Source organism: Chitinimonas taiwanensis DSM 18899, assembly GCF_900119825.1.
GTDB lineage: Bacteria > Pseudomonadota > Gammaproteobacteria > Burkholderiales > Chitinimonadaceae > Chitinimonas > Chitinimonas taiwanensis.
In genome coordinates this window covers 64,803-84,153 of sequence record NZ_FPKR01000003.1, presented here as the reverse complement: position 1 = coordinate 84,153, position 19,351 = coordinate 64,803, and the positions used below count along the sequence as shown (strand labels likewise).

The following is a 19,351-nucleotide window of genomic DNA, read 5'->3' as shown; positions in this document are numbered from 1 at the left end:
AAAGGACTAGATCGGCGCTCGACGACCCAAGCCTCGCGCACCTCTAGCTTGGCTTCAGCGCAGCGAAGCCCAACATCGGTCGCGGCAAAACAAAACGCCCGGCATGCACCGGGCGTTTTGGCTTACTGGACTGACACTCAGCACGGCATCGGCGCATTACGGCGTGCGTACCACCACCAGGTGATCGCCATGCAACTCAGGTAGAAGCCGATAAAGCAGATCAGCGCCGCATCCACCCCACCGGTCAGGTCGAGCGAGGTGCCGAAGCTCTTCGGGATGAAGAAGCCGCCATAGGCGCCGATGGCACCGGAGAAACCGAGCACGGCGGCCGCTTCCTTGCTGGCATCCAGCACGGCCTGCTTCTCGGCCTTTTCGCCCTTGCCGGCGGCGGCGCGCTGACGTTCGGTCAGGAAGATGACCGGGATCATGCGGAAGGTGGAGCCGTTACCGATACCAGTCAGCGCGAACAACACGATGAACATGGCCAGGAAGCCGTAGAAATCCCCGCCGACACCGTTCTGCGGCAGGTAGTGCAGCACGCCGAACACCGCCGCAATCATGGCCGCGAACGTCCACAGCGTGACGCGGGCACCGCCGAGCTTGTCCGACACCCAGCCGCCCAGCGGCCGCGCCAGCGCACCGACCAAGGGGCCGAGGAAGGCATAGGCAGTCGGGTTGATGCCGGGGAACTGCGACTTGGTCAGCATGGCGAGGCCGGCCGAGAAGCCAATGAAGGAGCCGAAGGTGCCGATATACAGCCAGCACATCAGCCAGTTGTGCTTGCGCTTGAAAATGACTGCCTGATCGGCGAACGAGGCCTTGGCGTCGGCAATATCGTGCATGCCAAACCAGGCAGCCAGGCTGGCGATGATGATGAAGGGCACCCACACGAAGCCGGCATTCTGCAGCCAGATGCTCTTTTCCACGCCGTCCTTCACATAGCTATGGCCGTCGCCGCCCAGCGTGCCCAGCACGGCACTGGAGATCACCACCGGCACCACGAACTGCACCAGGGAGACACCGAGATTACCGATACCGGCATTCAGACCGGTGGCCAGGCCCTTCTTCGCCTTGGGGAAGAAGAAGCTGATATTGGCCATGCTGGAGCTGAAGTTGCCGCCGCCCAGGCCGCATAACAGCGCCAGGATCAACAGGGTGGGAAAGCTGGTACTTGGGTCGCGCAGTGCAAAGCCCATGCCGATGGCCGGGATCAGCAAGCTGGCGGTGGAAATCGCTGTCCAGCGCCGCCCGCCGAAGATGGGTACCAGGAAGCTGTAGAAGATGCGTAGGGTGGCGCCCGACAGCGCGGGCAGCGCAGTCAGCCAGAACATCTGGTTCTTCGAAAGCTGAAAGCCGGCCTTGTCGAGGTTGACCACCACCACGCTCCACAGCATCCACACGCTGAAGGCCAGCATCAGGGCGGGGATGGAAATCCACAGATTGCGATTGGCGATGGCGGCGCCGGTTTGCTGCCAGAAGCCGGGGTTTTCCGGCTCCCAGCGTTTAAGCACATGACTGGACATGATGAAGATCCTGGTAAGCAGATAGGGAAGTCGGAATCAGGCGGGCTTGCCAGCCAGCGCGCGCTGGCCCTGGGCCACGCTCTCGGGGCGGAAGCTGAAGTGCATCCAGACCAGGCTCACGCACACCGTGCCGTACAGCAGCATGAAGGCGCTCGAACGCACGCCGGTCAGGTCGAGCAGCAGGCCAAACAGGATGGGCAGGATGAAGCCGCCCAGGCCGCCAGCCAGGCCAACGATGCCGGACACGGCGCCGATGTTTTGCGGGAACTCATCCGAGATGAACTTGAATACCGAGGCCTTGCCCACCGCCATGGCGATGCCGACCACGAACAGCAGGATGGTGAACAGCGTGGCATTCAGGCCGATATGGAAGGTCTGCGGGCCGCTCACGGTCAGGATGGTGAACTGGGTTTGCGGATAGCTGAGCAGGAAGAAGGCCACCCAGCACACCCACATCACCCACCAGGTGGTCTGGTAGGCGCCGTACTTGTCCGAGATCCAGCCGCCAATCGCGCGCAGCACACCACCGGGCAGCGAGAAGCAGGCAGCCAACAGGGCGGCCAGTTTCATATCGAAGCCGTATTCGCCGATGTAGTACTTGGTCATCCACAGCGCGAGGCCCACATAGCCGCCGAACACCACCGAGTAGTACTGGCAGTAGCGCCATACGCGCGGGTCGCGCAGCATCTTCAGCTGGGCGCCGAAGCTGGCGGTGGACTTGACCAGGTGTTCGGGCTTGCTGGCCGAGCCGAACCAGAACAGCAGCGCGGTCACCAGCATGGCCACCGCATACACCTTGGGCACGATCATCCAACTGCCGCCGGCTGCGGCGATCAGTGCCGGGGCGACGAACTTGGTCAGGGCCGAGCCGGAGTTGCCGGCGCCGAACACGCCCATGGCAAAGCCCTGGCGGCTCTTGGGAAACCAGCGCGCCACATAGGGCGTGCCCACCGAGAACGAGCCGCCGGCAAGGCCGACGAACAGTGCCAGCACCAGGAAGTGCCAGTACTCGGTCGCATAGCTCATCAGCCAGATCGGCACCACCGTGGACAGCATCAGCAGGAAGAGCACGATGCGGCCGCCGAAACGGTCGGTCCAGATACCGAGCGGCACGCGCACCAGCGAACCGGTCAGCACCGGCATGGCGGCCAACAGGCCAAACTGGGTTTCGCTCAGATTGAGCTGGGCCTTGATGGGAATGCCCAGCACCGCAAACATCATCCAGACGGCAAAACAGATGGTGAAGGCAAAGGTACTGGAGATCAGCACCGAGGTGGCGCCGGGTGGGGCCTTATCGGGTACGGTCGTCATGATGGGGGGCTCACGATCTTTCAGGGGTTTGTGACGCAGAGCTTAGGGCTGCCCCCCAGCGTCCACCATTCGCCACAAGGCGAGCCGGCCGCACGCAATCGGACTAGTTCGAGCTGCCTATGGCCCTAGTTCCCCGGACGAGCGTGGCGCCGCCAGACCACCCCGGCCGCACACCAGGCGCGGCGGCGCCAGATGCCTGCGCTACCATGGCAATGGCAATCTGTTCGTATCCAAACCGATACCTCAAGGACAACAAGGTGAAACGCGCTACCGTGCTGTGGCTGCTGGGTGTGATTGCGGCGCTGGCGGGCCTCTTGGTCTGGTTCATGCAGCCTGCGCGGCTGGTGGTGATCTCGCCGCAGCGCGGCGAAGCAGTGGAAGCCGTGTATGCCAGCGGCCAGATCGAGCCCGGCGTGCAATTGCCCATCGCACCGCGCAGCGCCGGCTATGTGGCCGCGGTGCTGGTGCACGAGGGCGATACCGTCCGGCGCGGGCAGCTGCTGCTGCGCCTGCAGGATGACGACCTGGCCAGCGGCGAGGCCGAGCTGGCCGCGCGCAGCGAACTGGCGCGCCGTCAGTGGGAGCGCGCCCAGGGCCTGCGCGCTCAGGGCTTCGTGTCCCAAGCCGAGCTGGACCGCAACCACACCGAATACCGGGCTGCGAAAGCCGCCCTGGCGCGCAGCCAGAGCCAGCGCCGCTTCCTGCATTTGAGCGCCCCGGCCGATGGCCTGATCCTGAAGCGCGATGTGGAGGTCGGCCAGTTCGTCAATATGGGCCAGCCGCTGCTCTACCTGGCCTGCTGCGCCCCCCTGCGCGTGGTGGCCGAGGTGGACGAGGAGGACATTGGCCGCGTGCAGCCGGGCCAGGCGGTGCTGCTGCATGCCGATGCCTTGGGCGAGGCGGTGCTGCAGGGTGAAGTCAGCGAAATCACCCCCAAGGGCGATCCGGTCAGCCGCAGTTATCGCGTACGCATGAAGATTGCCGAGCCCGCGCGCTTCAGGGTGGGCATGACGGTGGATGCGAACATCGTGCTGGCGCGCCGGCCCGATGCGCTGCTGCTGCCGCGCAGCGCCGTGCAGGACCAGCAGGTATGGCGCGTGCGCGCGGGCCGGCTCGAACGGGTAAAGGTACTGACCGGGGCCGCCAGCGCCGAGCAGATTGAAATCCGCAGCGGCGTGGCGACTGGCGACGCGATTGTGGCCAGCCCAAGCGACACCCTGGCGGTGGGCCAGCGCGTGCGGGCGGTGCGCGCACCATGATTGCGCTCGGCATTGCCTTCACCCATCTGACCAGCCGCAAGCGCCAGACCGCGGTCTCGCTGATCGGCGTCGTGCTCGGCGTGGCTTTCTTCCTGGCGGTGTCGGCGCTGATGCGCGGCTCGGAAAAGGACTTCATCGTCCGGCTGATCGACAACAGCCCCCACATCACCGTATCGGACGAATACCGCAGCGCGCGCCTGCAGCCGGTAAACCAACAATGGCCGCAGGCGCTGGCCGAGATCCGTGGCCTGAAGCCGCAGACGGAAACCCGCGGCATACGCGGCTGGCGTGCCAAGCAGGCGCTGATTGCCGCCCTACCCGGCCTGCGCGTGGCGCCGGTGCTGACCGGCTCAGCCGTGCTGGTGTTCGCCGGCCAGCAGCAGGGCGTCAGCCTGTCCGGCATCATTCCGGCGCAGATGCGCGGGGTGAGCACCATCGAGGACAAGCTGATCGCCGGCACGCTGGACCAGCTGTCGGCCAATAGCAATGGCGTGATCATCGGTGCCGGTCTGGCCGACAAGTTCAAGCTGCGCCTGGGTAGCACCCTGAGCGTGATCGCGGCTGGCGGCGCCAACCGCACGCTGACCGTGGTCGGCATCTTCCGCAGCGGCAATGCCAGTTACGACGAGAGCCAGACCTATGTGCTGCTCAAGCGCGCCCAACTGCTGCTCGACCGTCCCGACCGCGTGAACCGCTTCATCCTCAAGCTGGACGATGCCAATAGCGCGCGGGCCGTGGCCAGCCGCATCGAGGCACAGATAGGTTACAAATCGGTCAGCTGGGCCGAAGCGTCCGAGGACATCCTCAATGTGCTGTTCGTGCGCAATGTGATCATGTACTCGGTGGTGTCGGCCATCCTCGTGGTGGCCTCCTTCGGCATCTACAACACCATTTCGACCATCGTGATGGAAAAAACCCGCGATATCGCCATTCTCAAATCGATGGGCTTTCTGGCCGCCGACATCAAGCGCATCTTCCTGCTGGAGGGACTGATCGTCGGTGCCATCGGCAGTGTGCTGGGGCTGCTGTGTGGCCTGGGGCTGATGCGGCTGCTGGCCAGCATCCAGATCCGCCCGCCCGGCGGCACCGAGACGGTAAACCTGCCTATCTGGTGGGGTAGCGAGCAATTCCTGATGGCCGCCGCCTTCGCGCTGGCCTCCTGCCTGCTGGCCGCCTGGCTGCCCGCGCGCAAGGCCGGTCGCCTGCATCCGGTCGATATTCTGCGCGGGGCGACATGAGCACCGTGTTACGCGCGCGCCAGCTGACCCGCATCCTGCCCGGCGAGGTGCCCACCACCCTGGTGCGGGGCATAGACCTGAGCATCGAGGCGGGGGAATTCGTCTGCATCATGGGGCCCTCGGGCTCGGGCAAGTCATCCCTGCTTTACCTCTTGGGCCTGCTCGATGTGCCGAGCAGCGGCACGGTGGAACTGGATGGCGTGAACACGCAGGGCTTCAGCGACGATCAGCTCACCAGCGCGCGGCTGGCCAAGCTGGGTTTCGTGTTCCAGTTCCACTTCCTGCTGGCCGAATTCACCGTGCTGGACAATGTGCTGCTGCCGATGCGGCGGCTGGGCAAACTCGGCGACAGCCAGGCCCGCGCCCGCGCCACCGAGCTGCTGGCCCGGCTGGATGTGGCCGAGCATGCACACAAACACCCCAGCCAGCTATCGGGCGGCCAGCGCCAGCGGGTGGCGATTGCGCGCGCCCTGGCCAATGACCCGCTGGTGCTGCTGGCCGACGAGCCAACCGGCAATCTCGACACCGCTTCCAGTAGCAATGTGCGCCAGATCCTGCATGACCTGACCCGCGAGATGGGCAAGTCGGTGCTCGCCGTCACCCACGACCCACGCTTTGCCGCGCTGGCCGACCGGCGCATCAATGTGGTGGACGGCCAGTTGGACCCAGACTGGCAACCTGTCTGACGCCATCGCGCAAAAGCTTGATCGCCGACAGGGCAGGCTGCACCGGCATCACGCATGCTGCTCACCAAGCCTTAGTGAAAGTCGCCCCATGTTGAATTCCCCTGCCATTGCACCCGGCTTTGACGAACCGATTGCGCTCTTGACCGCCTGCCACGACAAGGTGCGCCGCTTTGCCAGCCTGAGCCTGAAGCTGGACGAGCATCTGAGCCGGCGCGGCCAGGATGAGGAAGCGGCCCAGGCGGCGGCCAATATCCTGCGTTACTTCGATATGGCGGCGCCGCTGCACCACGCGGACGAGGAGGACGACCTGTTCCCCGCCCTGCGCGAGCTGGACGACCCGGCCCTGAATGCCGACCTCGCCCGCATCGAGGCCGAGCACGCCTCTCTGGATGTGCTCTGGCAAGCGGTACGCCCCTGGCTGCAGGCGATTGCCGACCACGGCGTGCCGCTGCGCCCCGCGGAGCTGGCCGCCTTCGCACGCGACTACCCGGCCCATGCAGCGCGCGAGGAAGCACTGCTCTACCCGGCCGCGCGCCAGCTCTCGCCCACCACCCTGGCCCGCATCGGCCAGAATATGCGCGCCCGACGCGGAGCCACAGCATGAGCCTGACCGTCTTCAATACCTCGATCGAACCACCGAGCCCCCCCACACCGGCCGTGGGCAGCGCCTGGCAGAGGCTGCGCAGCGTGCCGCACCGCGCCTATTTCGGCGCCGGCGTGCTGGCCATCCTCAGTCTTGGCTTCTGGTGGGCACTGGCCATTGCCCGTCCGCTGCTGGGCAGCTATCCGGCCCTGATGGTGCACGGGCTGATGACGCCGCTGGGCGTATTCCCGCTGTTCATGCTCGGCTTTATCTTCACCGCCGGCCCGCGCTGGCTGAATGTGAGCGAGCCGGCCGATGCCGCCAGCCACCTGCCGCTGGCACTCGCCTATCTGGCGGGTCTGTGGCTGGCCCTGGCCGGTTTCAGCCTGGGCGGCAGCTGGCCGGCCGCGGGCTTCCTGCTCATGCAGCTCAGCTGGAGCATCGCCAGCCTGCGCTGGTGGCGGCTGTACCAACGCAGCCAAGTGGCCGACAAGCGCCATGGCCTGCGCATCCTGCTGGCCATGGGCCTCGGTGCACTGGCGCTGATGCTGGCCCTGCTGTGGGTGCGCTCGGGCGATGGGCGACTGTGGTGGCTGGCGCGCCAGATCGTGTTCTGGGGCTTGCTGCTGCCGGTCTTCCTGACCGTGTCGCATCGCATGCTGCCCTTCTTCACCCAATCCGCCCTGCCCGGCCACGCCAGCTGGCGCCCGCACTGGCTGCTGGATGGCTGGCTGGCCGGCTGCGCGCTGCTGATCATGGCCGATGCATTCGGGCAGGCCTGGCTGGCGGCACTCAGCGCCTTCGCCCTGGCTGCCAGCCTGGCCTACACCAGCTGGCGCTGGGGTCTGCGCGCCAGCCTGCAGAACCGCCTGCTGGCCATGCTGCACCTGAGCTTCGCCTGGCTGGCGCCGGCCCTGTTGCTGCAGGGTCTGCATAGTGCCGGCGTGGCGGTGGGTGCCGCCCCGGCCCATGCAATCGGCCTCGGCTTCTGCTGCACCATGCTGGTCGGCTTCGTGACCCGCGTCACCCTGGGGCATGGCGGGCGCGATCTGGTGGCCGACAACACTTACTGGACCATCTATCTGGGCCTGCACGCCGTGGCCGCGCTGCGCGTGGGACTGGCGTTGTGGGGCGGCCCACCGGCCTGGCTGCATCTGGCCTCGGCCGGCTGGCTCTTGCTGATGCTGGCCTGGGCCGCGCGCGTGCTGCCCATCTACTGGCACGCCCGCGCCGATGGCAAACCCGGCTGAGTCGCTAAGCAGCCTTCCTGGCGGAGTCCCATCATGGCCAAGAAAATCCCGCTCCATCCCAAGCACCCCGAGCGCATCTGCTGGGGCTGCGACAAATACTGCGCGGCCGATGCGTTGAACTGCGGCAATGGCAGCGACCGCACCCAGCATCCGGTCGAGCTATGGGGCGAGGACTGGTTCGAATGGGAGCAGGCCACGGCAGGTACAACGCCCGCCCCTGCGGCCGGAACAAGCGAGTAAAACCCGCCCTGCCACTAGGCAGCGGGGCGCAGTGGCTTGCTCCGGCCCAGTCACTTCGGGGCAATCCGCCCCGACGATCTTGCGCCCTCTCTCTCGCTACACCGTGCGCTTGAGCGCCGCTTGTCTCCTCTGAGTTTGCGTCTGCTGCCTGCTCGCCAATACTGCTTCGGTTAGCCAGCCCACCGATACCGGATCAGCCAGCCACGGAGCACGCAATGACCGCACTCAACGTCAACGGCAAGACCGTTCAGGTCGATGTCGAACCCGATACCCCACTGCTTTGGGCCCTGCGCGACGAGCTAGGCCACACCGGCACCAAATACGGCTGCGGCATGGCCCTGTGCGGCGCCTGTACCGTCTGGATGGATGGCCAGCCCGTGCGCTCGTGCAGCATGCCGGTATCTGCCGTGGGTAAGGCCAAGGTCACCACGATAGAGGGGCTGAGCGGCAAGGCCGGCCGCGCGGTGCAAGCTGCCTGGCGCAAGCTGGACGTCGTGCAATGTGGCTATTGCCAATCGGGCCAGATCATGTCGGCCGCGGGCCTGCTGGCCAAAAACGCCAAGCCGTCCGACGCCGATATCGACGCCGCCATGGCTGGCAATGTGTGCCGTTGCGCGACCTATCACCGCATCCGCGCCGCCATCCACGAGGCTTCCGCCATCATGGCCGGCAAGGCCAGCGAAAAGATGGAGGGCTGAGCCATGCATCTGCCCGAACTCTCACGTCGCGATCTGCTCAAGGCCGGTGCCGCCACGGCGCTACTGATCGGCTTTCAACTTACCCCCGGTGGGCGCGCCCGCGCCGCCGCCATGCCGACCAGCGCGGTGCCGAATGCCTTTGTGCGCATCGGCAGCGACGACACGGTGACCGTGCTCTCCAAGCATCTGGAAATGGGGCAAGGCACATATACCGGCCTTGCCACCATCCTGGCCGAAGAACTGGATGCCGACTGGCAGACCGTGCGCGTGGAAGGCGCACCGGCCAATGCCGCCGTGTACAACAACCTCAACTGGGGGCCGATACAGGGCACGGGCGGCAGCTCGGCCATGGCCAACTCTTGGATGCAGCTGCGTCAGGCTGGCGCCAGTGCGCGCGCGCTGCTGGTGGCAGCGGCCGCCAAGGATTGGGGTGTGCCGGCCACGGAAATCAGCGTACAGGCCGGCTTGGTCACGCATGCCGCCAGCGGCCGCAAGGCTCGCTTTGGCGAGCTGGTGGCCACAGCAGCCACGCTGGAAGCCCCCAAGGAGGTCAAGCTCAAGGACGCCAAGGACTTCAAGCTGGTCGGCAAGCAGAAGCTGTCGCGTCGCGACAGTGCCGACAAGATCAACGGCAAGGCCATCTTCACCCAGGATGTTCAATTACCCGGCATGCTCACCGCCGTGGTTGCCCACCCACCGCGCTTCGGTGCCAAGTTGCGCAGCGTGGACGCGAGTGCGGCCAAGGCCGTGAAGGGTGTGGTTGATGTGCTCACCATCGAGTCGGGCGTGGCGGTGCTGGCCAAGGGTTTCTGGGCCGCCAAGAAAGGCCGCGATGCACTGAAGCTCGATTGGGACGAAAGCGGCGCAATCCAGCAGGGCAGCGGCGAGCTGCGCGATGAGTTCACGGCCCTGCTCAAGCAGCCCGGTGCAGTGGCCAACCTGCAAGGCGAGCCCGATGCTGCCTTTGCCAGGGCCGCCCAGGTGGTGCGCGCGGTCTACGAGTTCCCCTACCTGGCCCATGCCGCGATGGAGCCGCTCAATTGTGTGATCAGCCTGGGCACGGATGGCGCCGAAGTCTGGAATGGCGAGCAGTTCCACACCTTTGACCAGGGCGCGGTTGCCGCCGTGTTTGGGCTCAAGCCCGAGCAGGTGAAGATCAATACCCTGTATGCAGGCGGCAGTTTTGGCCGGCGAGCCAACCCGGCATCGGACTTCGTGATCGAATGTGCGCGCATCGTGAAAGCCAGTGGTGGCAAGACACCGGTCAAGATGGTGTGGACGCGTGAGGATGATATGCGCAGCGGTTACTACCGCCCTATGTATCTGCACGAGGCCGAAGCCGCGCTCGATGCGCAGGGCCAGCTGATCGGCTGGCGGCAGCGCATCGTCGGCCAGAGCATCATCACCGGCACCGCCTTCGAAGGCTTCATGGTCAAGAACGGTGTGGACGCAACCTCGGTGGAGGGCGCAGCCAACCTGTCCTACCACGTGCCCAATCTGCGCGTGGACCTGCATTCGCCTCAAAAGGCCGTGCCTGTGCTGTGGTGGCGTTCGGTGGGCCATACCCATACCGGCTTTGCCGTAGAGACACTGATCGACGCAGCGGCCAGCGCGGCCAAGGCCGATCCGGTCGCCTTCCGGCTGGCCTTACTCGACAAGCATCCGCGCCATGCCGGTGTGCTCAGGCTGGCGGCCGACAAGGCCGGCTGGGGCAAGCCGCTCAAACCCGGCAAGAAGGGCGAAAAACGCGGGCGCGGCGTGGCAGTGGTCGAGTCCTTCGGCAGCTATGTGGCCGAAGTGGCTGAAGTGACAGTGCTGGCCGATGGCAGCTTCCGCATCGACCGCGTGGTATGCGCGGTGGATTGCGGCATCGCGATCAACCCCGATGTGATCCGCGCCCAGATGGAGGGCGGCATCGGCTTTGGCCTGTCGGCCACCTTGCATGGCGCGATCACGCTCAAGGATGGGCAGGTGGAGCAAAGCAATTTCCACGACTACCCGGTGCTGCGCATCAACGAGATGCCCAAGATCGAGGTGCATATTGTGCCCAGCGACGCCCCACCCACCGGCGTGGGCGAACCCGGCGTACCGCCGATTGCCCCCGCGGTGGCCAACGCGCTAGCGGCCATCACCGGCAAGCGGCTAAGCACCCTACCGCTGAAGCTGGCCTGATGGACGCGCTTGATCTGCAGGTGTTGGCGCGGGCGCGCGACTGGTTCATGGCTGGCGAGGCCGTCTGGCTGGTCAGCGTGATCGAGACCTGGGGCTCGGCACCGCGTCCGGTCGGCTCCTTGCTGGCGGTGCGCGGCGATGGGGCGGTCACCGGCTCGGTATCGGGCGGCTGCGTGGAGGACGACCTGGTCCGCCGCGTCAGCCGCGGCGAGCGGCCGAGCGAGGCCGGCATCGTTCGCTACGGGGTCAGCAAGGAAGAGGCCACCCGCTTCGGCCTGCCCTGCGGTGGCACGCTACGCCTGCTGGTTGAGCCGCTGCGGGCGACCGACTGGCTCGACACCCTGCTGGCTGCCACCGCCCGCCATGAACTGGTCGCTCGCATCGTCACCCTGGGCAGCGGCCAGATCGAACTGCGCCCGGCCCAACGTGGCGACAAGCCGGCCTTCGATGGCGAACGCTTCACCAGCATCTTCGGCCCGCGTTGGCGCCTGCTGCTGATCGGTGCCGGTCAGCTATCGCGCATCACCGCGCAGATGGCGCAAGCACTGGGCTTTGCCGTGCATGTGTGTGATCCACGCCGCGAATACCGCAGCGATTGGGACGTGGATGGCGTGCTGTTCGAGGACGGCATGCCCGACGATGTGGTGGTGGCGATGGAGCCGGACGCCCACACCGCCATCGTGGCGCTGACACACGACCCCAAGCTCGACGATATGGCCCTGCTCGAAGCACTCAAATCGCCCGCCTTCTATGTGGGTGCACTCGGTTCGCGCAGCAATACGGCGGCGCGACGTGAGCGGCTGGCGCTGTTTGATCTGTCTGGCGAGGAAATCGACCGCCTGCACGGCCCAGTCGGCCTCTATCTGGGCAGCCGCACGCCGGCGGAAATCGCCATCGCCATCCTGGCCGAAATCGTCGCGGTGAAGAACGGCGTGCCGGTGTTGCAGCGTCCACCCGCTTTAGCGCCGGCCCATGTGGAAGCCAGCCGGCGATGAGGGCAGTAGGCCTGCTGCTGGCAGCCGGGCGCGGCCAGCGTTTTGATCCGAGCGGCGCCCAACACAAGCTGCTGCAGACCCTGCCCGATGGCCGCCTGGTGGCCGAAGCGGCCGCCGATGCCCTGCTGGCCGCCCTGCCGCAGGTGCTGGCCCTGCTGCCCGCCAATCACGATAGGCATACCGATGCGCTGAGTGCTGCTTTACAGCGCCGGGGCTGCAGGCTGCTCCATTGCGAGCAAGCGCACCTTGGTATGGGCCATACGCTGGCCGCCGGCGTGGCGGCCAGTGCGGATACCCAAGGCTGGCTGGTGGCACTGGCCGATATGCCCTGGGTGCAGCCAGCGACAGTCCGCGCGGTGCGCAATGCACTACGCGAGCGCGAGACGCTGGTGCAGCCGCTTTACGCAGGCCAGCCCGGCCACCCGGTCGGTTTCCCACACCGTTACCGAGCAGCCCTACTGGCCTTGCAAGGCGACCGCGGCGCGCGCGCTGTGCTGGCTGGACAGACCGTCTGGCAGATTGAAACCAGTGACGCCGGCGTGACGCGGGATGTGGATACGCCTGCTGATCTGTACCTAGCCTAGCCGGCAAGCTTCCAGCCCTAGCACGCCCTAAGCAGGACGAATCGCACCGAGTCCGTCTCACTGTGCATCGGCAGCCGCTAGACTGAAGCTAGGCATCCCTCAAGGAGTAAGTCATGGCCCAAACCCACGCCAAGTCGGGCGATCTGGTCTGGATCAATACCCAGAGCGGCGAAGCCAACCAGGTACTGGTGCGCGACACGCATATCGAAATCTTCCGCCTGAGCCTGGCTGCCGGTGCCCAGCTGCAAAGCCACCGCGCCGCTGGTGCCATGAGTGCGCAATGCCTGAGCGGCGAAGTCCGCTTCAGCTGCCACGGCCAGACCCACACCCTACTACCCGGCGCCCTCATCTATCTGCAGGACGCCGAACCGCATGCGGTCGACTGCGTGCAGGACGCCAGCCTGTTGGTCACGCTGTTCCTGCATCGCCGTTAAGGCCGAACTCAAGTGTGGCCAGCCAGCTGGCCGGGACGGCGCCATCAGTCCGGGAAACGCTCGATATGGGTCTCGCCCCTGCGCCCGACATAGCAGACATGACGCCCAGCCAGCCACACGGTGTAACCAACGCAGCCAGCGGCCTGGGAAAGTCGTTTGAACTCGGGATACATAACCTTGCCCTGTTGGGCGCCCACGATGGCGGCACGCAACACAGCTGCTGGGCCACGCGGCAGGGCACAAACTTGACCCTCATCAAGCCTTTGCAAAACACCCGCCCCGGCCTGCTTTAAACCACTACATCTAGTGCTAGTCTGCGCATCAAACCACTAGATGGAGTGTTTTCATGCATCCGCAGCACGTAATGAAACGTGATGGCACCTTGGCCGTTTTTGACCAGGGCAAGATACAGCAGGCGCTGGCGGCGGCTGGGCGGGCGACCGGGGAGTTCGATCCCGTGGTGGCCGGGCTACTGACCGAGCGGGTGCTGGCCAACCTGGCCGATCAGCCTTGTCCAGGCATCGAGACCATCCAGAACCGGGTGGAGGAAACCCTGGTGGCGGCCGGTTGCTGGCGCACGGCGCGCGCCTACATCGTCTACCGCGAGCAGCATGCGCGTCTGCGCGCGCTGCAGCACACGCTGGTGGACGTGGAAAGCGCGATGGAGGAATACCTCGAGCAGCGCGACTGGCGCGTGAATGCGAATGCCAACCAGGGCTATAGCCTGGGTGGGCTGATCCTGAATGTGGCCGGCAAGGTGACCGCCAATTACTGGCTCAACCATGTCTACAGCCCCGAGGCAGGCCGCGCGCACCGCGAGGGCGATCTCCATATCCATGACCTCGATATGCTCAGCGGCTACTGCGCCGGCTGGTCCTTGCGCCAGCTGCTGACCGAGGGCTTCAACGGTGTGCCGGGCAAGGTGGAGGCCACGCCACCCAAGCATATGTCGGCCGCCATCGGCCAGATCGTCAACTTCCTCGGCACTCTGCAGAACGAATGGGCGGGTGCGCAGGCGTTTTCCAGCTTCGATACCTATATGGCGCCCTTTATCCGCCGCGATGGCATGAGTTATCGCGAGGTCAAGCAGGCCATGCAGGAGCTGATCTACAACCTGAACGTGCCGAGCCGCTGGGGCACCCAGACGCCGTTCACCAATCTGACCTTCGACTGGACCTGCCCGCAGGATCTGGCCGGGCAGATTCCGTATATCGGTGGCGAGGAGATGCCATTCAGCTATGGCGAGCTGCAGCACGAGATGGACCTGATCAACCGTGCCTATATCGAGGTGATGATGGCCGGCGACGCCAAGGGCCGCGCCTTCACCTTCCCGATTCCGACCTACAACATCACACCCGACTTTGACTGGGATCACCCGAACACCGAGCTGCTGTTCGAGATGACCGCCAAGTATGGCCTGCCCTACTTCCAGAACTTCCTCAATTCCGACCTTGAGCCGCATATGGTGCGTTCGATGTGCTGCCGCCTGCAGCTGGATCTGCGCGAGCTGCTCAAGCGCGGCAACGGCTTGTTTGGCTCGGCCGAGCAGACCGGCTCGGTTGGCGTAGTCACGGTGAACTGCGCGCGACTCGGCTACCTGCACTGGGGTGACGAGGCCGGCCTGTATGCGGCGCTGGACCGCTTGCTGGAACTGGGGCGCGATGTACTGGAAGTGAAGCGCAAGGTGGTGCAGCGCTATATCGACCAGGGCCTTTACCCCTACACCAAGCGCTACCTGGGCACGCTGCGCAATCACTTCAGCACCCTGGGGGTGAATGGCATCAACGAGATGGTGCGTAACTTCAGCCGCAATGCCTACGACATCACTGCGCCGGAAGGCCATGCGATGGCGGTGCGCCTCTTGGACCATGTGCGCGCGCGCATGACCGAATTCCAAGAGCAGACCGGCCATCTGTACAACCTGGAAGCCACACCGGCCGAGGGCACTACCTACCGCTTTGCGCGCGAGGACAAGAAGCGCTGGCCGGGCATTTTGCAGGCCGGCACGCCCGAGCAGCCCTACTACACCAATTCCAGCCAGCTGCCGGTCGGCTACACCGACGACCCCTTCGAGGCGCTGACCCTGCAGGCCGAGCTGCAGGGCAAGTACACGGGCGGCACCGTGCTGCATTTGTATATGAATGAGGCGGTCAGCAGCAGCAGCGCCTGCAAGCAGCTGGTACGGCGTGCACTGAGCAACTTCCGCCTGCCCTATATCACCATCACGCCCACCTTCTCGATCTGCCCCAAGCACGGCTATCTGAGCGGCCAGCACGAGTTCTGCCCGAAGTGCGACGCCGAGCTGCTGGCGCGACAAAGCAGTTGTTGTGCCGAATAAAGTCCCTCTCCCCTCGGGAGAGGGGTTGGGGTGAGGGGCGACGCTTGTTCATCGCGCAGATGACTGATCAACCGACGTTCCCTCACCCTGCCCTCTCCCAGAGGGAGAGGGGCCAAACCCGTAGCTCGGTACTGGTGCCGGCCTACTCCAACATCACCACTCGCCAAGGAGACTTGCCATGATCGCGACACAGCCCCACCCCCAGCCCGTACTCGACCCCAGCCTGCGCACGCGCTGCGAAGTCTGGACCCGTGTGATGGGCTATCACCGGCCGGTTTCCTCCTTCAACACCGGCAAGCAGGGTGAATTCCATGAACGCCGCTTCTTTACCGAACAGCGCGGCGCCTGATGCCGGGCGGAGCCGGCTGGAGGGCGCGCAGCCCATCCAGCTGATACCGGCTCCCCGCCCCGGCCAGAGCGCCCCGCATGAGCCAGCCCTGGCCGGGCTGGTGCCGTTTTCCAGCGTGGACTGGCCGGGGCAGCTGGCGGCCGTGCTGTTTATCGGCGGCTGCCCGTGGCGCTGCCATTACTGCCACAACCCGCATCTGCAGGAACGCAGCAGCCAGTACCGCTGGCAGGCGGTGCGCGACTGGCTGCACAGCCGGCGCGGCCTGCTGGATGGCGTGGTGCTATCGGGCGGCGAGCCGCTGAGCGAAGCGGCCCTGCCCGGCATGATCGCCGAGCTGAAGGCGATGGGCTTCAAGGTGGCCCTGCATAGCGCCGGCATATACCCGCAACGCCTGGCCGCCGTGCTGCCCGATCTGGACTGGGTGGGCTTTGATGTGAAGACCGATGCCGACGGCCACGATGCGCTGACCGGCCGCGTGCGCAGCCATTGGCCAACCGGCATCAGCCTGGAAATGCTGCTGGCCTCGCCCTGCGCGTTCGAATGCCGCACCACCTGGAGCCCGGCCTGGCTCAGTGAAACCCGGCTGCTGGCCTTGGCGGAAAGCCTGGCCGAGCGCGGCGTGCGCCATTACGCCGTGCAGAACTACCGCAGCAGCCCGGATGTGCCGCCCGATGCGGTATTGAGCCTGTCGGCGCAGAGCCAGCTCGCGCAGTGGTTCGAACGCTTCGAATACCGTTAGGGCGGCCCGCAGCCTGACTAAGCCGCGCCGAAGGCGAACTCGGCCGCGCCGGCCACCGCATTGCGCCGGCCTGGGTAGCTGAGCCAGTGCAAGGCGATATTGAGCTCGCGCATGACCTGGGCGGCATCGATGCGGCTGCCGTCGTCCAGCACCAGGTTGGCGGTGCTGTGCGCGTCCTCCAGCAGGGTCAGGTCGTAGCCGCGTTCCAGCGCGGCATAGGCGGTGGCGCGTATGCACCAGCCCGAGGCCGCGCCGGCCAGCACGATATGGGCGATACCGGCCTCGGCCAGCACCTGCTCAAGCTCGGTCTGCTCGAAGGAGGAGTGGAAGTGCTTGTCGATAAGTCGCTCATGCGCCAAGGGCTTCAGCTCGGGCACCAGCTGCCAGGCCGGCGAGCCCTGCGACAGCTCGGCATCGGCATGCGCAACCCAGATCACCGGCACGCCGGCCGCGCGGGCGCGCGCCACGGCGGTCGCGATCTGGGCAATCACCCTGGCGGCATCCCAGCACTCGGCCATCACGCCCACCTGTACATCCACCACCAGCAAAGCCTGCTGGCTACCTGCACGAATACTGGCCATCGTTTTCCTCCTGACTGGGTTTTGATTCCATGCTGCTATCGGGCAGCTTAGGTGCCAGTCAGTCTAGTCCATCCGGCGAATACCGCCGCGCGCGCCACAGGCCTAGCATCGCGCCATCTTCCTCAGCAAGGCGGCACCGGCCATGGCCCACAAACTCGATATCGACGCGCTGCTGGCGCGCCTGCCGCTGTTTCGCAATTTGGATGCCGCCCAACTGGCGCTGATGGCACGTGCCAGCCAACAGGTGCGCGTGGCCAAGCATCAGTTCGTGTTCCACCGCGGCGATCCGGCCAATGGCCTGTATGTGGTGGCGGTGGGCGGCATCAAGCTGGCCATTCCCTCGCCCAGCGGGCAGGAAAAAGTGATCGAGTTCTTCGCACCCGGCCAGGCTTTCGGCGAAGCGGTGATGTTTCTCGACAAGCCCTATATGGTGCAGGCCCAGGCGCTCGAGGACACACTGCTGATCTGGATAGACAAGCAGGACATCTACGCGGCCATCGATCACGACCCGTCGTTTGCCAAGCGCATGCTGGCCGGCCTGTCGCTGCGCCTGCACGCGCTGGTGCAGGATATCGAGACCATCAATCTGCAGAATGCCTCGCAGCGCGTGATCAGCTTCCTGCTCAAGCAGCCGCGCGAGGGCGACCAGGTGCATTTCCCCTTCAACAAGAATGTGATCGCCTCCAAGCTCGGCCTCACGCCCGAGACCCTGTCGCGCCTGCTGCACCAGCTAAGCGCCAAAAACCTGATCCGCGTGGACGGCCGCGATGTGCAGATCCTCGACCCCGAGGCGCTGGAAGCCCAGCTCTACGGCAGCTAGGCGGTATGGGGCGGCCGGCCTGCGACATGCCCCGCCCCGCGCCCATTACCTTTCACGCCTCACGCCTCACCACCAAAAATTCGAGCAAGCGATTGATTCTGCAATACTTTCCCCGCCCGCATACGTCCTTGACGCCGCTCAAGGAAAGCCGGCGCACAAGCGCCTAGGCTGCGGCATCTCTTCCTATTCGGAGCATTAGCATGTGGTTCAAGCAGCTGAAACTGGCCGGGCGCGAGGTATTGCCCATCGTGCAGGGCGGCATGGGCGTAGGGGTGTCGGCACACCGGCTGGCCGGCGCGGTGGCCCGCGAGAACGCGCTCGGCACCATCGCCAGCGTGGACCTGCGTCACCACCACCCCGATCTCCTGGAAGCCACCCACCGCTGCCGCGACCATGCCCAGATTGACGCAGCCAATCTGACCGCGCTGGACCGCGAGATCCAGTCGGCCAAGGCGGTGGCCCAGGGGCATGGACTGATTGCAGTGAATGTGATGAAGGCGGTGCGCGAACACCCGGCCCTGGTGCGCCAAGCCTGCGAGAGCGGTGCCGATGCCATCGTGATGGGCGCCGGCCTGCCGCTCGACCTGCCCGAGATGACGGCCGATCACCCCAAGGTGGCGCTGATTCCGATTCTGTCCGATGCACGCGGGGTGAGCATCGTGCTGAAGAAATGGCTGAAGAAGGGACGCCGTGCCGATGCCATCGTGATCGAGCACCCAGCCCATGCCGGCGGCCATCTGGGCGCGGCACGCATCGATGATCTGCGCGATGCGCGTTTTGATTTCGCGCGCGTGCTGGAGGAATGCCGCGCGCTGTTCGCCGAGCTGGGCCTGGGCCGTGATGCGCCGCAGCTGATCCTGGCCGGCGGCATAGACAGCCATGCCAAGGTGCGCCACTGGCTGGAAGCGGGCGCCGATGCGGTACAGCTGGGCACGGCCTTCGCGGTCAGCGCCGAGGGCGATGCCCACCCCAACTTCAAGCACACGCTGGCCGGCGCCGACCCGGCCGAGCTGGTCGAGTTCGTCAGCGTGGCCGGCCTGCCGGCGCGCGCGGTGGCCACCCCCTGGCTGAACAACTATCTGCGCCGCGAAGCCAGCCTGCAGGCGCATGCCAAGGCCGATGTGCGCCGCTGCACCCAGCGCATGGACTGCCTGAGCCAGTGCGGGCTGCGCGATGGCATCAGCCGTATCGGCCAGTTCTGCATCGATCTGAAGCTGGCCGCTGCGGTGCGCGGCGAGGTGGACAAGGGCCTGTTCTTCCGCGGCGCTAGCCGCCTGCCCTTCGGCCAGGCCATCCGCCCGGTACGCGAGCTGATCGCCTACCTGCTGCACGGCACCTTCCCGGCGGATTTGCCCCAGCCGGTTTAACGGCAATGACCAATTCACCGCAGAGAACGCGGAGGTCACGGAGGAAGGCGGACTGGGCATGTCGGCCGCCCTCCTCACCCTGTATTCCCTTCCCGTACTCCGCGTCCTCTGCGGTGAAATCTCCGCTTGAAGCAACAAACAACATGGCACGCGATTTACTTGTTCTGGCTCAAGGCCAGCCTGC

The 19,351-nt window shown here is 65.8% G+C and carries 20 protein-coding genes; 16 read left to right on the top strand and 4 right to left on the bottom strand.

Features of this window, described 5'->3' with window-relative positions; genetic code table 11:
- Positions 1–137: 137 nt before the first annotated feature.
- Both BT173_RS04130 and BT173_RS04125 read right to left on the bottom strand, forming a co-directional pair.
- Positions 138–1,523, bottom strand: coding sequence for a NarK family nitrate/nitrite MFS transporter (locus BT173_RS04130; protein ID WP_072427370.1), 1,386 nt, complete (start codon positions 1,521–1,523; stop codon positions 138–140).
- A 36-nt stretch (positions 1,524–1,559) separates the two neighbouring features.
- Positions 1,560–2,834, bottom strand: coding sequence for an MFS transporter (locus BT173_RS04125; RefSeq protein WP_072427369.1), 1,275 nt, complete (start codon positions 2,832–2,834; stop codon positions 1,560–1,562).
- A gap of 257 nt (positions 2,835–3,091) precedes the next feature.
- Here BT173_RS04125 and BT173_RS04120 point away from each other — a divergent pair, with 257 nt between their 5' ends.
- From BT173_RS04120 to BT173_RS04070, 11 genes are all read left to right on the top strand, one after another.
- The gene (locus BT173_RS04120) at positions 3,092–4,093 is read left to right on the top strand and encodes an efflux RND transporter periplasmic adaptor subunit (RefSeq protein ID WP_175545551.1); all 1,002 of its coding nucleotides are present in this window, start codon (positions 3,092–3,094) and stop codon (positions 4,091–4,093) included.
- Positions 4,090–5,331 carry an ABC transporter permease gene (locus BT173_RS04115; RefSeq protein ID WP_072427368.1) on the top strand — a complete coding sequence of 414 codons (1,242 nt, stop codon included), beginning with the start codon at positions 4,090–4,092 and terminating at the stop codon, positions 5,329–5,331. The genes BT173_RS04120 and BT173_RS04115 overlap by 4 nt, the downstream gene beginning before the upstream one ends.
- Positions 5,328–6,017 carry an ABC transporter ATP-binding protein gene (locus BT173_RS04110; RefSeq protein ID WP_072427367.1) on the top strand — a complete coding sequence of 230 codons (690 nt, stop codon included), beginning with the start codon at positions 5,328–5,330 and terminating at the stop codon, positions 6,015–6,017. The genes BT173_RS04115 and BT173_RS04110 overlap by 4 nt, the downstream gene beginning before the upstream one ends.
- An 88-nt stretch (positions 6,018–6,105) precedes the next feature.
- On the top strand, positions 6,106–6,621 hold the full coding sequence (locus BT173_RS04105; RefSeq protein ID WP_072427366.1) for a hemerythrin domain-containing protein: 516 nt from the start codon (positions 6,106–6,108) through the stop codon (positions 6,619–6,621).
- Positions 6,618–7,850 carry an NnrS family protein gene (locus BT173_RS04100; RefSeq protein ID WP_084658158.1) on the top strand — a complete coding sequence of 411 codons (1,233 nt, stop codon included), beginning with the start codon at positions 6,618–6,620 and terminating at the stop codon, positions 7,848–7,850. Before BT173_RS04105 ends, BT173_RS04100 begins: the two co-directional genes overlap by 4 nt.
- 33 nt (positions 7,851–7,883) lie before the next feature.
- Positions 7,884–8,090, top strand: a complete 207-nt coding sequence (locus BT173_RS04095; RefSeq protein ID WP_072427365.1) for a DUF3079 domain-containing protein — start codon at positions 7,884–7,886, stop codon at positions 8,088–8,090.
- Between the two features lie 215 nt (positions 8,091–8,305).
- Positions 8,306–8,788 (top strand): (2Fe-2S)-binding protein, encoded by a 483-nt coding sequence (locus tag BT173_RS04090; protein ID WP_072427364.1) that lies wholly within the window; start codon positions 8,306–8,308, stop codon positions 8,786–8,788.
- A gap of 3 nt (positions 8,789–8,791) precedes the next feature.
- Positions 8,792–10,960, top strand: coding sequence for a xanthine dehydrogenase family protein molybdopterin-binding subunit (locus tag BT173_RS04085; protein ID WP_072427363.1), 2,169 nt, complete (start codon positions 8,792–8,794; stop codon positions 10,958–10,960).
- Complete coding sequence (locus tag BT173_RS04080) at positions 10,960–11,955, top strand: XdhC family protein (protein ID WP_072427362.1); 996 nt, start codon at positions 10,960–10,962, stop codon at positions 11,953–11,955. Before BT173_RS04085 ends, BT173_RS04080 begins: the two co-directional genes overlap by 1 nt.
- On the top strand, positions 11,952–12,539 hold the full coding sequence (locus tag BT173_RS04075; protein WP_072427361.1) for a nucleotidyltransferase family protein: 588 nt from the start codon (positions 11,952–11,954) through the stop codon (positions 12,537–12,539). Before BT173_RS04080 ends, BT173_RS04075 begins: the two co-directional genes overlap by 4 nt.
- Before the next feature lie 113 nt (positions 12,540–12,652).
- Positions 12,653–12,973 carry a cupin domain-containing protein gene (locus tag BT173_RS04070; protein WP_072427360.1) on the top strand — a complete coding sequence of 107 codons (321 nt, stop codon included), beginning with the start codon at positions 12,653–12,655 and terminating at the stop codon, positions 12,971–12,973.
- A 44-nt stretch (positions 12,974–13,017) separates the two neighbouring features.
- On the opposite strand, the gene BT173_RS04065 is transcribed toward BT173_RS04070, so the two are convergent.
- Positions 13,018–13,185, bottom strand: a complete 168-nt coding sequence (locus BT173_RS04065; protein ID WP_217651399.1) for a DUF1398 domain-containing protein — start codon at positions 13,183–13,185, stop codon at positions 13,018–13,020.
- Between the two features lie 134 nt (positions 13,186–13,319).
- Between BT173_RS04065 and BT173_RS04060 the strand changes: the two genes are divergently transcribed.
- The 3 genes from BT173_RS04060 (at position 13,320) to BT173_RS04050 (ending at position 16,399) form a co-directional block, all read left to right on the top strand.
- Entirely contained in the window at positions 13,320–15,311 is a 1,992-nt protein-coding gene (locus BT173_RS04060; RefSeq protein ID WP_072427359.1) for a ribonucleoside triphosphate reductase, read from the top strand.
- Positions 15,312–15,489: 178 nt separating this feature from the next.
- Entirely contained in the window at positions 15,490–15,660 is a 171-nt protein-coding gene (nrdD, locus tag BT173_RS19210) for an anaerobic ribonucleoside-triphosphate reductase (protein WP_072427358.1), read from the top strand.
- Complete coding sequence (locus BT173_RS04050) at positions 15,623–16,399, top strand: anaerobic ribonucleoside-triphosphate reductase activating protein (RefSeq protein WP_072427357.1); 777 nt, start codon at positions 15,623–15,625, stop codon at positions 16,397–16,399. Before nrdD ends, BT173_RS04050 begins: the two co-directional genes overlap by 38 nt.
- Before the next feature lie 17 nt (positions 16,400–16,416).
- Here the strand turns inward: BT173_RS04050 and BT173_RS04045 are convergent, their stop codons facing one another.
- A complete protein-coding gene (locus BT173_RS04045) occupies positions 16,417–16,980 on the bottom strand; it encodes an isochorismatase family protein (protein WP_072427356.1) in 564 nt (187 codons plus the stop codon).
- Between the two features lie 142 nt (positions 16,981–17,122).
- On the opposite strand from BT173_RS04045, the gene BT173_RS04040 reads away from it, so the two are divergent.
- Positions 17,123–17,800: a Crp/Fnr family transcriptional regulator gene (locus tag BT173_RS04040; protein ID WP_072427355.1), complete on the top strand. Its 678-nt coding sequence runs from the start codon at positions 17,123–17,125 to the stop codon at positions 17,798–17,800.
- A gap of 200 nt (positions 17,801–18,000) precedes the next feature.
- A complete protein-coding gene (locus BT173_RS04035) occupies positions 18,001–19,167 on the top strand; it encodes an NAD(P)H-dependent flavin oxidoreductase (protein ID WP_072427354.1) in 1,167 nt (388 codons plus the stop codon).
- Positions 19,168–19,351 lie beyond the last annotated feature (184 nt).

What these genes read in the sequence shown, in the direction of transcription:
- BT173_RS04130 (WP_072427370.1), bottom strand. Translation starts at nt 1,523, where the DNA reads ATGTCCAGTCATGTGCTTAAACGCTGGGAGCCGGAAAACCCCGGCTTC.
- BT173_RS04125 (WP_072427369.1), bottom strand. Translation starts at nt 2,834, where the DNA reads ATGACGACCGTACCCGATAAGGCCCCACCCGGCGCCACCTCGGTGCTG.
- BT173_RS04115 (WP_072427368.1), top strand. Translation starts at nt 4,090, where the DNA reads ATGATTGCGCTCGGCATTGCCTTCACCCATCTGACCAGCCGCAAGCGC.
- BT173_RS04110 (WP_072427367.1), top strand. Translation starts at nt 5,328, where the DNA reads ATGAGCACCGTGTTACGCGCGCGCCAGCTGACCCGCATCCTGCCCGGC.
- BT173_RS04105 (WP_072427366.1), top strand. Translation starts at nt 6,106, where the DNA reads ATGTTGAATTCCCCTGCCATTGCACCCGGCTTTGACGAACCGATTGCG.
- BT173_RS04100 (WP_084658158.1), top strand. Translation starts at nt 6,618, where the DNA reads ATGAGCCTGACCGTCTTCAATACCTCGATCGAACCACCGAGCCCCCCC.
- BT173_RS04095 (WP_072427365.1), top strand. Translation starts at nt 7,884, where the DNA reads ATGGCCAAGAAAATCCCGCTCCATCCCAAGCACCCCGAGCGCATCTGC.
- BT173_RS04090 (WP_072427364.1), top strand. Translation starts at nt 8,306, where the DNA reads ATGACCGCACTCAACGTCAACGGCAAGACCGTTCAGGTCGATGTCGAA.
- BT173_RS04085 (WP_072427363.1), top strand. Translation starts at nt 8,792, where the DNA reads ATGCATCTGCCCGAACTCTCACGTCGCGATCTGCTCAAGGCCGGTGCC.
- BT173_RS04080 (WP_072427362.1), top strand. Translation starts at nt 10,960, where the DNA reads ATGGACGCGCTTGATCTGCAGGTGTTGGCGCGGGCGCGCGACTGGTTC.
- BT173_RS04075 (WP_072427361.1), top strand. Translation starts at nt 11,952, where the DNA reads ATGAGGGCAGTAGGCCTGCTGCTGGCAGCCGGGCGCGGCCAGCGTTTT.
- BT173_RS04070 (WP_072427360.1), top strand. Translation starts at nt 12,653, where the DNA reads ATGGCCCAAACCCACGCCAAGTCGGGCGATCTGGTCTGGATCAATACC.
- BT173_RS04060 (WP_072427359.1), top strand. Translation starts at nt 13,320, where the DNA reads ATGCATCCGCAGCACGTAATGAAACGTGATGGCACCTTGGCCGTTTTT.
- nrdD (WP_072427358.1), top strand. Translation starts at nt 15,490, where the DNA reads ATGATCGCGACACAGCCCCACCCCCAGCCCGTACTCGACCCCAGCCTG.
- BT173_RS04050 (WP_072427357.1), top strand. Translation starts at nt 15,623, where the DNA reads ATGAACGCCGCTTCTTTACCGAACAGCGCGGCGCCTGATGCCGGGCGG.
- BT173_RS04045 (WP_072427356.1), bottom strand. Translation starts at nt 16,980, where the DNA reads ATGGCCAGTATTCGTGCAGGTAGCCAGCAGGCTTTGCTGGTGGTGGAT.
- BT173_RS04040 (WP_072427355.1), top strand. Translation starts at nt 17,123, where the DNA reads ATGGCCCACAAACTCGATATCGACGCGCTGCTGGCGCGCCTGCCGCTG.
- BT173_RS04035 (WP_072427354.1), top strand. Translation starts at nt 18,001, where the DNA reads ATGTGGTTCAAGCAGCTGAAACTGGCCGGGCGCGAGGTATTGCCCATC.